Origin of the sequence: Vibrio rhodolitus (genome assembly GCF_003350325.1) — a bacterium.
GTDB classification, from domain to species: Bacteria; Pseudomonadota; Gammaproteobacteria; order Enterobacterales; family Vibrionaceae; genus Vibrio; species Vibrio rhodolitus.
The window spans coordinates 17525-32157 of the sequence record NZ_QLYZ01000001.1 but is presented as its reverse complement, the minus strand read 5'-3'; the positions used below and the strand labels follow the sequence as shown (position 1 = coordinate 32157).

Here is a 14633-nt window from a genome sequence, read left to right as displayed (position 1 = left end):
GGCTATTTATCTATACATTTGGCAAGCAAGCTTTGACAAACAATTAGTAGTCAAGGCTATTGCCGTTAGGCATAATTAAGAGTTCCATTGCGCTATAAACGCTAAATCTTATGAGAGCATTCATTCAATTGACAATCAGTTTCTTCGCTGCCAGTTTTTTAACCGGTTGTGGTGAAGAAATCAGTCACGAGAAAGCACGCCAAAACGGGTTTGTTTTTTGTGGTCAAGCAGGACCAGCAACCTTTAACCCGCAATTGGTCGACAGCGGGATCACGTCTGAGACGTTAAGCTCGCAACTTTTCGATACGCTGCTAACGCTCGATCCTACCACTTACAAGCCACAGCCTAGTATTTCAACAAGTTGGCAGGTCAACGCTGCTGGTACTGAGTATGAGTTTACTTTAAAGCAAGACGTTCAGTTTCAAACCACAGATTGGTTTAAGCCTTCGCGCCCTCTGAATGCCGACGACGTGGTGTTTAGCTTTCGCCGCATTATTGACCCGAACCATCCATTTCATCTGGTAGGTAATGGCTACCCTTGGTTTAGCGGTATTGATTTTCAGAATTTGCTAGTGAGCGTCAGCGCAGTCGATAAATATACGGTTAAGTTTACGCTTTCTAAGCCAGACAATACCTTCTTGTCGAATATTGCCACCAGCCATGCGGTAATCCATTCCAAAGAATACGCGGATCAATTGCAAATTAGCGACGAGCTAAACGCTTTGGACAGCCATCCGGTTGGCACAGGACCTTTCTACCTAGATGATTATCAAGTCAACGACTTAGTGCGTCTAAAGCGCCACGATAATTATTGGGCAGGTAAAGCTAAGATGCGCCAAGTGGTATTTGACATCTCGCATCGCGGTACCGGTACACTGGCGAAACTACTGCGCAATGAATGTGACGTACTGACCTCACCGCGTTCAAGTCAAATTCCAACCATCAAAGCGCACGATGAATTGACCCTCACCGCAAAACCGGCGATGAACATCTCCTATATTGCGGTCAACACCTCTCACCCTGCGCTGAGTGATGTTCGCGTACGCCGCGCGTTAAACCATGCGATTAACCGCCAAAATATTCTCGATTCGGTCTATTACGGCACTGGTAGCCAAGCTTTTTCAGTGTTACCACAAAACTCTTGGGCGTATAATGGCGACAGTATCCAAGTTCGCTACGATAGAAACTACGCGATAGCCCTGTTGCGTGATGCTGGCTTTAGCCAAGGCTTAACCCTGAATATGCTGGTTCCACTTGAACCGCGCTCATATAATCCGAGCCCACGTAAAACAGCAGAGCTTATCCAAGCCAATCTTGCAGATATCGGCATTACACTTAATTTGCTGACTGATGATCGCTTTAGTGGTCTAGCTCCAGGCAGTAAAGATAAAGTGGACCTTTACTTGACTGGCTGGATTGCAGATACCGGCGACCCGGATAACTTTTTACGCCCGCTGCTTTCGTGTGATTCAGAACGAGCAGGCTTAAATATCTCCAGTTGGTGTAACCCTGATTTTGACTTCTTGCTTGATTTGGCTTTAGAAGTGGAAACACCGCGTTACCGGATCAATTTATACAAACAAGCGCAGAACATCCTCAATTCTGAGTTTCCAGTCATCCCACTAAACCACGGGATGCAGTTCCAAGCGCACGACAGTTCGTTAGTAGGTTTTAAAATGAGCCCATTCAATGCTCAGCCATTCGACCAAGTAGAGAGGGTTCGCTAAATGTTTCTCTACACGGTTCGACGACTGAACTTATTTATTATCACTTTGCTGATCTTAACCATCGTCGGCTACAGTCTGCTGCGCCTTGACCCGACCTCTCACTGGGCAATGCAAAGCTTTTGGGGCGGCTGGACCAGTTACATCGGCGAACTAACTCACCTTAACTTTGGCGTCAACAAAGCGGGCGTGCCGATCATTGACGAGCTCAAAACCGTCTTCCCGGCAACATTAGAACTTGGGCTTATTGCGTTTTTAATCTCGCTTATCATCGGCATTCCGGTAGGCACTATTGCCGGTATGAAGCAAGGTAAGTGGGTCGATACCATCATCTCATTTACCTCAATGTCGGGTTACTCGGCACCAATTTTCTGGGTTGCACTGCTGATGATCATGGTGTTCTCCCTGCACTATCAGGTCTTTCCTGTCGCTGGGCGATATGACCTACTTTACCAAATTGATCATGTGACGGGCTTTGCTCTTATCGATGCGTTTTTAACCCAAGGTCCAGACCGCGCCCATGCGCTGCAAAGCGTGATTGATCACCTAATCTTACCGTGTTTTGTCTTGGCGCTGGCGCCAACCACACAGGTTATTGGTTTGATGCGCGCATCCGTGTCTGAAGTGATGAGTAAAAACTACATCCGCGCGGCGCGAATCAAAGGTCTATCCACCCATGAGATTGTCACCCAGCACGTATTGCGTAATGCCATTCCGCCAATCATTCCGAAAATCGGTGTACAACTTTCCAGTATGTTGACTCTAACCATCGTGACTGAGTCAATTTTCAACTGGCCTGGTATTGGTCGTTGGCTTTTAGACGCACTATCCAATCAAGATTACGTTTCAATTCAGGCGGGCGTCATTGTGGTGGCAACTTTGGTTCTCACTGCCAATATTCTCTCTGATTTGATTGGTGCGATGATCAACCCGCTAGTAAGGAAAGAGTGGTATGCTAACCGATAACGTTTATCAAGAAGAGCGCATCCCTACTCAGTTCGAGCGCTTTTGGCGTAGTTTCCGCGCAAACAGCCTAGCGATGTTTGGTCTTTGGTGTTTGATTTTTATCATCCTACTGACCATCATTGCACCTTGGATAACGCCACACGATCCACAAGCACAAAGTGGCGAGCTACTACTGCCGCCATCATGGAGCCCGGCGGGTACTGTCGAGTACTTTCTTGGAACTGATGACTTAGGTCGCGATATTCTTTCACGCTTGATTGTTGGCTCTCAACCGACATTTGGTGCGGCAATATTGATCACTGTGATTGCAGCGGTGATTGGCTGTCTTATCGGCACGCTGGCAGGCATGACCAAAGGACTAGTATCAAGTACCTTAAACCACTTACTTGATACTGTAATGTCGATCCCTTCCCTACTGCTGGCGATCATCTTTGTTGCTTTTCTCGGCTTTGGTGAGTTCAACGTACTGCTGGCAATTTGTATTGCCTTGATCCCGCGCTTTATTCGCTCGATTTATATCGCCGTTCACACTGAAGTTGAAAAAGACTACGTTATGGCAGCGCGCCTAGATGGTGCTAACAACTTCTATCTGCTGTGGAACTCGATTTTGCCAAACGTGTTAGTCGTATTTGCCTCTGAGTTTACCTTGGCACTCTCGATTGCCATTTTAGACATCACCGCGCTGGGCTTTCTTGGCTTAGGCGCGCAAGCACCAAGCGCTGAATGGGGTGCTATCTTAGGTGATTCTGTAGAACTGATTTATTTGGCACCTTGGACAGTAACACTGCCGGGGCTAGCGATCATGTTTACCGTTGTTGTGGTTAACTTAGTGGGCGAAGGCGTACGCCAAGCTCTAAATGCCGGGGTAGAATAATGCCGTTACTTGATATTCGACACCTGACGATCGAAATTGAAACGCCACAAGGTCGCGTAAAAGCGGTCGATCGTATGAGCATGACGCTAAATGAAGGTGAAATTCGCGGTTTAGTAGGCGAATCAGGCTCAGGTAAGAGCTTAGTGGCCAAAGCGATTGTTGGGGTTTGTAAAGATAACTGGACCGTTACGGCTGACCGGATGCGACTTGGCAACATCGATTTGCTTCAGTTAACGCCTCGCGAGCGACGCCGCGTTATCGCGCGTGATATCGCCATGATTTTCCAAGAGCCTTCAACCTGTTTAGACCCATCGGAAGAAGTGGGTAAACAGTTGATCGAGTCCATCCCTTCTCGTTCATTTGAAGGAAAATGGTGGCAGCGTTTTCAATGGCGCCGTAAGCAAGCTGTTGCTTTGCTGCATAAAGTTGGCATTAAAAACCACCGTCAAATTATGAGCAGTTATCCTTATGAACTGACCGATGGTGAGTGTCAAAAAGTGATGATTGCCATGGCGATTGCCGCTAAGCCAAAACTGTTGATTGCCGATGAACCGACTAACGATCTTGACCCAATCACTCAGTCACAGATTTTACGTCTACTTAGCCGCATGAATCAGTTGCACAATACCAGCATCTTGCTGATCGGGCATGACTTAACCACCATCACTCAATGGGCAGGTCGAATCACGGTTATGTATTGCGGACAATCCGTAGAATCAGCAGATACCGATAAAATTCTTGCTAAGCCGAAGCACCCCTATACAGCGGCACTACTGAAAGCGATGCCAGATTTCTCCGAGTGGATTCCACATAAAGAGAAGCTGCAATCACTACCGGGCAGTATTCCCCCACTCCAGCATCTACCAATTGGTTGCCGCCTTGGTCCTCGCTGCCCATACGCACAACGTCAATGCGTGGAAATACCAATGCCACAAAGAATTAAAAACCATAAGTACGCTTGCCACTTCCCATTGAATACGGAGAAGAAAGGATGAGTGCATTATTAGAAGTTACAGACCTATCGAAGGTATTTATCAGCCGTCCTGGTCTGTTTCGGAAAAAAGAGCACGTTGCTGTTCAACCGGTGAGCTTTACCCTAGAAGCGGGTCAAACCATTGGCTTTATTGGACAAAATGGTTCAGGTAAATCGACTCTAGCACGTATGCTTGCTGGAATGGTCGAGCCAACTTCAGGCGAAATCCGCGTTAATGGCGATTTACTCGAGCACAAAGATTATGCGACGCGTTGTAAGCTGATCCGCATGATTTTCCAAGATCCTAATACCTCCCTGAACCCTAAAATTCAGATTGGTAATATTTTGCAAGGTCCGCTTAAGCGAAACACCAATATGTCGCCAGAAGCGCGTATTAAGCGCGTAAAAGATACCTTGCTGCGCGTGGGTCTGTTACCCGAGCATGCCTATTTTTATCCGCAAATGTTGGCAACAGGTCAAAAGCAGCGTGTCTGCCTTGCTCGTGCGCTAATACTGCAACCCTCGGTGATTGTTGCCGATGAAGCATTAAACGGCTTAGATATGGCAATGCGCTCGCAAATCATCAACTTGTTTCTAGAGTTGCAAGAAGAGATGGGCGTGTCCTTTGTTTATGTGTCGCAGCATATCGGCACTATCAAGCATATCACTGACAAGATCATGGTGATGCATGAAGGTGAAGTGGTAGAAGCGGGTGAAACTCATAAGGTGCTGAGCGATCCGCAAAGCCCAATCACTCAACGCTTAGTGGAAAGCCATTTCAATAAAGCGCCAAGCTTTAAATAAGCGAATGACGTGGTAAATGCAAAGATAGGCGCAAGTTGTCTATCTTTGCCGCTAACTTGGAATGAAGGATTTTCGAAGACGTAGCAAGTAAAGCTACAGCATATAGGAATTCCGTGTTTTCACCACCACCGTTCCGCCAATAAAATCATGCAGCGCACGCTTTTTACCCGTCACGATTAGGCACAGTGTCGAAATGGCAAACCAAACCAAAGCAATAATTTGAACTTTTTGATGCCAATCGAGCATATTCTCTTCCACTAAGCTTTCGCGCATATACCATTCTAACGCTAAATACTCGCTTGCCGAGATGCCTTGAAACGCCAGTATTTGTAGATACCCCATCGCCAGTGCGTACAGCACATACACCAATCCGCGCAACAATGAATGACTAAAGTTTATCGAACGTTCCGCGTATTCTGTCACCACCTTAAGCTTCATTAAGCGCTTACCGAGTGTGGCACCAAACCACCAATGGGCCAGAATACAATATACGGCAAACACCATTGCAGCAGGTATGGCAAGTAATATCCCTAGTTGTTGCGAAAAGCCCTGCGCATAAACCACCGCCATGGTGATCGGCAATACAATTAGGCTATCAATCAAACTTGCAGCGAAACGGCGCCAAAAGCCTCCATACCTCACTTTATTCACTCCTTGGAAAAACTAAGCGCCAAAGGTTAGCACCCAATTGCGATAAAGACAGTGAAGTAACAGATCTTTTGGGTGAAAGTCGCACAATATTGTGCAACAAAAAAGCCCGACACATGGTCGGGCTAATCGATAATATTCAGAGACTTATAGGAAGTGGAATGTCGCGTTTAGCGATAGTGTCTTCACATCTTCTTTGTCCATGTTAAATACGCTGTAGCTTGCGCCGACTGAAACTGGACCTAATAGGAAGTACTCAGCGCCAACACCGTACATAATATCAACGTCATCGTTATTGTAACCAGCAGGACCACTCATATCCCACTTGTGCAGACCGCCTTTTGCGTATACGTGCAGTGGACCAAGGTCGATACTTGGCTTAACCGCAAAATAAACTGAATCAGCTTCAACCTTCGCACTGGTACCAGCGATATCGAATTCACCGTGGTTTTGGTAACCCGCTTCAAGACCGATAAGCGGCAGAATACCTGTACCAACATGCACCCCGTAAGAAGTAGCGTCTTCGCTACCAAAATCTGATTGACCTACGTTTGCACCACCGTAGATCCAAGAATCAGCTGAAGCTGTCGCAGATGCACCAATTAGGGCTAAAGCGAGTAGTGTCTTTTTCATAATTAACCTTCTCTTATAATTTTATGAGCACGGCAAAGGGTTGCCAATACTCTGACAGTTCTGCATTTTGGGTTAATTTAATGCAATTTATATACCGCTGTGTAAGCGACAGGTAAAAATAAACCCCACAAACGAAAAAACATTCATGGGGTTAATAGGTTAGCTTACTTAGCAAGCATCAATCGCGTTCTTCACCCGCTTATCTGACACCGGATATGGCGTCCCGAGTTGCTGAGCAAAGAAACTGACACGCAACTCTTCCAGCATCCAGCGTATTTCTTTGACGTTATCCGGCACTGCCATGCCTTTCGGGATCTTATTCAAGAGCTCTTTATAATCACTCGCTACTGATTCAATCTTGAGCATATGCAGACGGTCTTTGTTTGGATCGATTGGCAGCTTCTCCATTCGACGCTCAATAGCACGCATGTAGCGCAGAATGTCTGGCAAGCGCTTCCAACCGCACTCAGTAGCAAAGCCTTTAAAGATCAAACCTTCAATTTGCGCTTTGATATCCGATAGCGCAAACGCCATAGTGAAATCAATCTTGCCTTTCAACTTCTTATTAATGTTGAACGCTGTAGTAAGAATGGTTTCTACTTGCTGAGCAATATCAACCACAGTATCACCAAGTTCGGCGCGAACATGCTCTTTTAACGCTTCAAACTTATCCGCTTCCCAAACTAAGCCGCCCTGCTCTTCGATTAGCTTATCAACACCACAAGCGATACAGTCATCAATCAAGTCCATCACTTTACCGTAAGGGTTGAAGTACAGACCAAGCTTAGACTTGTTCGGCAAGTTTGTGTGCAAGTATTTGATTGGCGATGGTACGTTTAGCAGCACTAGGCGGCGCTGACCGGCGCGCATCGCAGAGATCTGCTCTTGCTCGGTTTCGTAAAGCTTAATCTCAACACTGTCTTTGGCATCAACAATCGCAGGATATGCTTTAACGTCATAACCGCCGCGTTTTTGTTGGTACACTTTTGGCAGCTCACCGAAACTCCAAGTGTGCAGTCCTTGCTGCTCGATGTCATCATCAGCCACTTTTGACAGCGTTTCTTGCACTTTATCTTTCAAGCTCTCTTTCAGCTCGTGCAGATATTTGTGCTCTTTCAGCTTACGGTTACGATGATCGACGGCGCGGAATGTCACTTTCAAATGCTCAGGTACCTGATCGAGTTTCCAATCTTCACGCAGCAGTTCCACGCCCGTCATGCGGCGCAGTTCTTTTTCCAACGCGTCAAGCAATGGCATTTCCATTGGCGTCACGCGAGCTAAGAACGCATCGGCATAGTTTGGCGCTGGCACAAAGTTTTTACGCAAGGTTTTTGGCAGCGACTTGATTAGGCTCACCACTAACTCATGGCGTAAACCTGGGATCTGCCAATCAAAACCTGCGGTTTCCACTTGGTTAAGGATCGGTAGCGGTAAATGCACCGTGACACCATCACTGTCATCACCCGGTTCAAACTGGTAGCTTAATTTGAGCTTGATACCATTTTGGAACCAGAAGTTCGGGTAATCCAAATCGGTGACATGGCTGGCATCGCCTCTAAACAGCATCTCTTTTTCAAAGTTGAGCAGTTCAGGCTTCTCTTTCGAGGCTTTCTTCCACCAAGTATCAAAGTGCTTGCCCGATACCACTTCAGTGCCAACGCGCTGATCGTAAAAATCAAACAGCTCATCATCATCAACCAAAATATCGCGACGACGAGATTTGTGCTCAAGCTCTTCGACCTCTTGCAACAGCTTACGGTTTTGCTTGAAGAATGCGTGTTTGGTTTCCCACTCACCTTCCACCAGTGCACTGCGGATAAAAATCTCGCGACTAATGTTTGCATCAATGTTGCTGTAGTTGACCAAGCGTTTAGGAACAATAGGGATTCCGTATAGCATCACTTTCTCGTACGCCATGACTGCCGCACGCTTCTTCGACCAATGTGGCTCACTGTAGCTACGTTTGATCAAGTGCTTCGCTAAAGGCTCAATCCACTCAGGTTGAATCTTAGCGATAATACGACCCCAAAGTTTTGAAGTTTCCACCAGCTCAGCGGACATCACCCATTTAGGCTGCTTCTTAAACAAGCCCGATGCAGGGAATATATGGAAACGAGCGTTACGCGCACCTTGGTACTCGTTTTTCTCTTGGTCTTTAATACCAATATGAGACAGCAAACCAACTAAGATAGCGCTATGCACACCTTGATAGCCCGCCGCTTCGGTGTTGAGCTTAAATTCCATCTCACGCATTGATTGGTGGATCTGGAAGTAAACATCTTGCCACTCACGCACGCGTAAGTAGTTTAAGTAATCTTCTTTACACTGCTTGCGGAACTGGTTACCAGACAACTGCTTCTGTTGCTTCTGGATGTAATCCCAAAGATTTACAAAGGTCAAAAAGTCCGACTCTTCATGGAAGAAACGGCGATGCTTATCATCTGACGATTGCTTTTTCTCACTTGGTCGTTCACGTGGATCTTGGATCGACAATGCAGAAGCAACAATCATCACTTCTTTCAGCGCGCCATATTTTGGTGCTTCTAACACCATACGCGCTAAGCGAGGATCGATAGGCAGACGCGCTAATTGACGACCAATTGCGGTCAAACGCTTCTTGCTCTCTTTGACTTCAGAGTTGATTGCGCCAAGCTCTTCAAGCAGACGCACACCATCTTGAATGTTGCGTTTATCTGGCGCTTCGACAAACGGGAAGGCTTCAATATCACCCAGACCAAGGGCGGTCATCTGCAGGATAACCGATGCGAGGTTAGTACGCAGGATCTCTGGATCGGTAAACTCAGGACGTGAGTTAAAGTCCTCCTCAGAGTAAAGGCGAATACAGATACCTTCTTCCACACGACCACAACGACCTTTACGTTGATTAGCACTCGCTTGAGATACTGGCTCAATCGGTAAGCGCTGCACTTTAGTACGGTAGCTGTAACGGCTGATACGAGCCGTACCAGGGTCAATAACGTACTTGATACCCGGAACAGTCAGTGAGGTTTCTGCCACGTTGGTTGCCAAAACGATACGGCGACCAGCATGTGGTTGGAAGATCTTGTTCTGCTCACCTGCCGATAGACGGGCGTAAAGCGGCACAATTTCGGTGCTCTTGAGCTTACGTTTGGCTAGCGCATCAGCCGTGTCACGAATTTCACGCTCACCGTTCATGAAGATCAGGATATCGCCTAGCCCTTCATCGCACAGCTCATCAACCGCTTCAAAGATACCTTCAAGCTGATCGCGATCGTCGTCACCTTCACCACTGAGTGGGCGATAACGCGTTTCTACTGGGTAGGTACGACCAGATACTTCAATAATTGGCGCATTATTAAAGTGATTTGAAAAACGCTCTGGGTCAATGGTTGCCGAGGTAATGATCACTTTTAGATCAGGACGACGTGGCAGTAACTCTTTTAAGTAACCCAAGATAAAATCGATGTTAAGGCTACGTTCGTGCGCCTCATCGATAATGATGGTGTCGTACTGGTTCAAGTAACGGTCGTGTTGAATCTCAGCCAGTAGAATACCGTCTGTCATCAACTTGATTTGCGTATTGTCTGAGATTTGGTCGTTAAAGCGAACTTTGTAACCAACAAAATCACCGAGTTGAGTTTGCATCTCTTCTGCAATACGGCTGGCAACAGAACGCGCCGCAAGACGACGTGGCTGCGTATGACCAATTAAACCAAACTTACCACGGCCAAGCTCAGCACAGATTTTCGGTAGCTGAGTGGTTTTACCCGAGCCCGTTTCACCCGCGACGATCACCACTTGGTTTTCTTCTATGGCTTTAGCGATATCGTCGCGTTTTTGGCTAACCGGTAAGATTTCTGGGTATTCGATGGTAATGTGCTGCGCGCTGCGCTGCTCCACTTCCATCATTGATTTGGCGATATCTAGTGCGATCTCATCGAACACCGCATTACGCGATGCTTCTTTCTTAATTTTACTCGCACCAGCAATACGCTTACCTAAGCGGAAGCGATCGCGCAACATACATTGTTGCAATGCCTTGCGCAAAGCGGCTGGGCTATTTGCCTGCGCTTGCTGCTCTTTCGGCGAATTATTTTTCGGCTGTGACGAAGTCAAAGCGTGTCCTATTCTTTTTATCTATCAAAACTGCGCGGATTGTATCACAAAAAAGCCTATCTACATGCGCTGTAGATAGGCTGTTAAAGCGATAAATTTATCCGCGATTAAAAGTTAAACTGCACGTAAACCGTGTTGTAGTTACTGCCACCTTTAATGCGCCCAAACTGGGACGCTTTCTCAAAAATCGCGCTACGGTGATGAAGCGAATACCCCACCCAGACATTTTTCCAATCTGAATCGTTGACCAAATCACCAATATTCACATCCAAGGAGAAATCGAGGTAGTTGAGCAAGTGGCTTGGTGTGTAGCCTTTTTCAGCCATTTCTGTTGCTTCGATATAAGTGATGTTGTCGATGTAAGAGATACCTTCAGCAAAACCAAATCTCCAACGCGTTGGCCAATCAAAATTGACATAAGCTTTAATCGCCGCAACGTATTCTGTACTGGCATTTTGTACGTCAGACGACCAGTGATGCACCAAACCTGGCGTAAAATAAATATCGACAGGCAAACCAAACAGCTCATCCGTTAAAGGATGACCATAAAACACCGACGTCAACTGGTTGTTATACGGATCTTTTACGCGTTCAAAGGCAAAGATATCACCAATATTCGACTCAGTTGCCCAGCCATGGGCAATGCGTAAGTAGCGCTTGTTGGTTAACTCAGATTTACGTGGTTTGTCTTTATCTGGAAAAAAGCCAAAGCCGACAAACACTTCACCTTCAAAACGGTCTTCCACTGCCGCGGAATTGTATGCATTGTCATCTAAGCGCGTAATACTGGTACTACCGAGCAAATAGAGATTCGACGTTACATGATAGCGAGCATCAACGCCAATGTTCACATCAACACCTGCGCCGATGGTTTGTTGGGTAAACTCACTAAACGCGTAATACTGGCTGTTAAAATCGGCGTCTTTGTAACGCAGCGTCACGTGAGGTTTTAGTTCCCAATCGCCAAACTCATATTCAGCCGTAGCACGCAAATTTGAGTGTAAACGAGTATCTTCATCCCCCATTACCTCCCAATCAAAATGCCAAGTCTCGTTTAACTGATAACGAAGCTGAAAACCGAAATCTGCCGTATCACCTTGGTTGGCATTTTGAATCGAAGCTGGAAGGTCGACAAAGCGCATCCGAGTCAACGCATTGAGTTTAAACGCATCATCTTGCCATTTGGCTAGATGAATCCCCCCTTCGAGACCATCGACAAAAATATATTCATTATCAAAGTACATCATAGGTACAAACGTTGAGACGGTTTGATCCCCTACTGATGTATCAAAAGGTACACTTGCCACACGGTACATGGCGGCAATACCCCAATCTTGTTCAGATTGAGTTACATTTTCAGCCATCGCGTTAGTGCAAAAAGTGCTTAAAATTACCGCTAAAAGCGGAAGCGGGTTTGGAATTGTCATTTTTTTAGCCAAAAAATTGGGGAATTTATTTGAATCAGCGACTTTGTTCTTATGTTTCACCGACATTCGACGTTAATATAAGAACATACATCCTATGAATGCAAAAAATTGTGAAAGTCTCTGAACTTAAAAATTTACTCGATAGCCTACCAGATACGCTTGATGTCGTAACTGGTGATGAATGGTTACCTGAACAACTGGTCTCAGCCTCAACGGTTGGCGATATGCTTTTCCTTGAGTTTGATAATGCACCAGAAGATATTCAGGGAGATGAAGCTCGCGGTTTCGTTGAACATGAAGTTGAAATGATTCGTGACAAGTTCGAACAGATCATAACTGAAAATTCAGACGCAAAGAGCAAAGCCGACGCAATTTTAGCACTATTTTTACTTGGGCATGAACTGAGCAGTTGCGAAGTAATTGAAATCCTAGAAGAAAGTGAACAAAATCACCAAGCACAGTTCGAGCCATCGCAAGAGGCAGAAACTGTTTAATACAAACAACAAGGTGTAACTGAATTTCTGCATGAGCAACAAGCAAACTTTACCGCTAGTTTTAGCCGGTCCCATTCTTCGCAAAACAACTCAAAATGAATTGGTCTTCTGGCTAGTCACGCGCGAGCCTCTTAAAGGAACTTTTCAATTATTTGCTGAAGCAGATAACAGCGTAATTTTCTCAGCTCCGCTGGATAGTTGTCAGCAAGTACAAGTCGGAGAGCGCGCGTTTATCGTGTTGGCACAGTTTAAAGGGCAGTTCCCTGCCAATGTTGCTCTTAGCTATGAATTTTGCACCCAAGATGGTGAACTATCGAAACTGCAGCCTGAGTGGCTCTACCAAGATGAAATGCGTCCGACTTTTCGCATTTCTACCAAAGCAGATTACTTGCTACATGGCTCATGTCGCAACCCTCACCATCCTGCGCCAGATGCATTAATTCAAGCCGACCTTAAAGTGAGCAAACTTGCGTTAGAATCGCGCCCTGACATGCTAATGATGAGCGGCGATCAAATCTATGCCGATCATGTCGCAGGTCCAATGCTTAGCGCTATCCATCAAGTTTGTCAGTTGCTCGGCCTACGCAGCGAACAATTTTCCCAAGCACCGATTGCATCAAGCCAAGCGCTGTTTGACCATCCATATTGTTACTATCAAAGAGATAAGCTGCTACCAAGCTACAACGATGAGAGTCATTGGTTAAACCGTTTAATTTTACCTAAACACACGCCAATCTTTAGCTCGCGTGAATGTGAAAACCACCTCATCACATTCAGTGAGTTTATCACAATGTACTTATTGGTGTGGTCTCCTTCGCTATGGCGCTGTGTCGATATTAATCTACTTGATCAGCAAGATTTTTGTCCGTCCGGCGAACGCTTCTCGGCGACAAACATCAAGCACTGGCATGAAGAAAAACAGCACATCGAGCGCTTTGTCTCTGGTTTGTCTCATACCGCGCGTCTAATGGCACATATCCCTACCTATATGATTTTTGATGATCATGACATCACTGATGATTGGAATTTAACCGTTGGTTGGGAAAAAGCCGCCTATGAGAACTCTTTTGCCAAACGCATTATCGGTAATGGATTGCTGAGCTATTGGCTGTGTCAAGGTTGGGGTAATGAACCAGATAACTTCCCAAGCGAACTTTGGCAATTAGCAAGCCACTATTTTTCTAACAGCAGTGATGAAGCTGACGATCAGCGACGCCAAGACGATCTTATTCAATATCTCTACAGCTTTGAGAAATGGCACTATACCATCCATAGCTCACCGAAAGTTGTGGTGTTGGATACCCGTACCCGTCGCTGGCGCTCTGAGTCGCGAATGAACAAACCTTCGGGGCTTATGGACTGGGAAGCGCTGATCGAATTTCAGCAAGAGTTAATGCACCAAGACAAAGTCGTGGTAATTTCTGCCGCGCCCATGTTTGGCGTCAAGTTTATTGAAGCGCTACAAAAGAGTATGACCCTTCTTGGTCAACCACTGCTTATTGATGCTGAAAACTGGATGGCGCACCCCGGCAGTGCCAATACGCTTTTGAGTATCTTTACCCATACTAAAACGCCGACCAACTTTGTGATTTTGTCCGGAGATGTGCACTACTCTTTTGCTTACGACATCAAACTAAGATTTAGAAAATCGAGCCCGAACATTTACCAAATCACCTGTAGTGGATTTAAAAATCAATTTCCTGAGCCGCTATTGGGAATTTGTGACCGGATTGACCGTGCAATTTATTCACCGCGTTCACCACTTAACTACCTCACCAAACGTAAGCGTTTAAAGGTATTTAAACGCGATCCTGATATTCCCGGCTCTCGCCGTTTGGTCAACACCAGTGCCGTTGGCGAACTAAAACTGGACTCACATGGAAAACCGAGTGAAATCTCCATCTTAACCGGCAAAGGAGAAAGTATTCACTTTCCTCCGATTGAGCAAAGCTTGTGATCTAAGTCAAATGCCACTATGTATAGAACTATGAT

At 46.0% G+C, this 14633-nt stretch carries 11 protein-coding genes; 7 read left to right on the top strand and 4 right to left on the bottom strand.

Annotated elements, in window-relative coordinates:
• Nucleotides 1–110: 110 nt before the first annotated feature.
• Genes DPF93_RS00140 through DPF93_RS00120 form a run of 5 tightly spaced genes read left to right on the top strand, consistent with a single transcriptional unit; the run spans nt 111 to nt 5341 of the window.
• The gene (locus DPF93_RS00140; protein WP_114764199.1) at nt 111–1727 is read left to right on the top strand and encodes an ABC transporter substrate-binding protein; all 1617 of its coding nucleotides are present in this window, start codon (nt 111–113) and stop codon (nt 1725–1727) included.
• The gene (locus tag DPF93_RS00135) at nt 1728–2690 is read left to right on the top strand and encodes an ABC transporter permease (RefSeq protein WP_114764198.1); all 963 of its coding nucleotides are present in this window, start codon (nt 1728–1730) and stop codon (nt 2688–2690) included.
• Nucleotides 2677–3564, top strand: a complete 888-nt coding sequence (sapC, locus tag DPF93_RS00130; protein ID WP_114764197.1) for a putrescine export ABC transporter permease SapC — start codon at nt 2677–2679, stop codon at nt 3562–3564. Before DPF93_RS00135 ends, sapC begins: the two co-directional genes overlap by 14 nt.
• The gene (locus DPF93_RS00125) at nt 3564–4559 is read left to right on the top strand and encodes a peptide ABC transporter ATP-binding protein (RefSeq protein ID WP_114764196.1); all 996 of its coding nucleotides are present in this window, start codon (nt 3564–3566) and stop codon (nt 4557–4559) included. The genes sapC and DPF93_RS00125 overlap by 1 nt, the downstream gene beginning before the upstream one ends.
• Nucleotides 4556–5341, top strand: coding sequence for a peptide ABC transporter ATP-binding protein (locus tag DPF93_RS00120; protein WP_114764195.1), 786 nt, complete (start codon nt 4556–4558; stop codon nt 5339–5341). The genes DPF93_RS00125 and DPF93_RS00120 overlap by 4 nt, the downstream gene beginning before the upstream one ends.
• Before the next feature lie 93 nt (nt 5342–5434).
• Here the strand turns inward: DPF93_RS00120 and DPF93_RS00115 are convergent, their stop codons facing one another.
• From DPF93_RS00115 to DPF93_RS00100, 4 genes are all read right to left on the bottom strand, one after another.
• A complete protein-coding gene (locus DPF93_RS00115) occupies nt 5435–5983 on the bottom strand; it encodes an RDD family protein (RefSeq protein ID WP_114764194.1) in 549 nt (182 codons plus the stop codon).
• A gap of 153 nt (nt 5984–6136) precedes the next feature.
• Complete coding sequence (locus tag DPF93_RS00110) at nt 6137–6622, bottom strand: porin family protein (RefSeq protein WP_114764193.1); 486 nt, start codon at nt 6620–6622, stop codon at nt 6137–6139.
• A gap of 168 nt (nt 6623–6790) precedes the next feature.
• On the bottom strand, nt 6791–10720 hold the full coding sequence (gene hrpA, locus DPF93_RS00105; protein WP_114764192.1) for an ATP-dependent RNA helicase HrpA: 3930 nt from the start codon (nt 10718–10720) through the stop codon (nt 6791–6793).
• 107 nt (nt 10721–10827) lie between these two features.
• Complete coding sequence (locus DPF93_RS00100) at nt 10828–12147, bottom strand: MipA/OmpV family protein (RefSeq protein ID WP_114764544.1); 1320 nt, start codon at nt 12145–12147, stop codon at nt 10828–10830.
• Nucleotides 12148–12245: 98 nt separating this feature from the next.
• Between DPF93_RS00100 and DPF93_RS00095 the strand changes: the two genes are divergently transcribed.
• Nucleotides 12246–12641, top strand: coding sequence for a VC1380 family protein (locus tag DPF93_RS00095; RefSeq protein ID WP_114764191.1), 396 nt, complete (start codon nt 12246–12248; stop codon nt 12639–12641).
• Between the two features lie 31 nt (nt 12642–12672).
• A complete protein-coding gene (locus DPF93_RS00090; RefSeq protein ID WP_114764190.1) occupies nt 12673–14598 on the top strand; it encodes an alkaline phosphatase D family protein in 1926 nt (641 codons plus the stop codon).
• Nucleotides 14599–14633: the final 35 nt, after the last annotated feature.

Bases quoted from the DNA above. Each gene is read 5' to 3' on its own strand.
- sapC (WP_114764197.1), top strand. From the start codon at position 2,677: ATGCTAACCGATAACGTTTATCAAGAAGAGCGCATCCCTACTCAGTTC.
- DPF93_RS00095 (WP_114764191.1), top strand. From the start codon at position 12,246: ATGCAAAAAATTGTGAAAGTCTCTGAACTTAAAAATTTACTCGATAGC.
- DPF93_RS00090 (WP_114764190.1), top strand. From the start codon at position 12,673: ATGAGCAACAAGCAAACTTTACCGCTAGTTTTAGCCGGTCCCATTCTT.
- DPF93_RS00140 (WP_114764199.1), top strand. From the start codon at position 111: ATGAGAGCATTCATTCAATTGACAATCAGTTTCTTCGCTGCCAGTTTT.
- DPF93_RS00120 (WP_114764195.1), top strand. From the start codon at position 4,556: ATGAGTGCATTATTAGAAGTTACAGACCTATCGAAGGTATTTATCAGC.
- DPF93_RS00110 (WP_114764193.1), bottom strand. From the start codon at position 6,622: ATGAAAAAGACACTACTCGCTTTAGCCCTAATTGGTGCATCTGCGACA.
- DPF93_RS00135 (WP_114764198.1), top strand. From the start codon at position 1,728: ATGTTTCTCTACACGGTTCGACGACTGAACTTATTTATTATCACTTTG.
- DPF93_RS00100 (WP_114764544.1), bottom strand. From the start codon at position 12,147: ATGACAATTCCAAACCCGCTTCCGCTTTTAGCGGTAATTTTAAGCACT.
- DPF93_RS00125 (WP_114764196.1), top strand. From the start codon at position 3,564: ATGCCGTTACTTGATATTCGACACCTGACGATCGAAATTGAAACGCCA.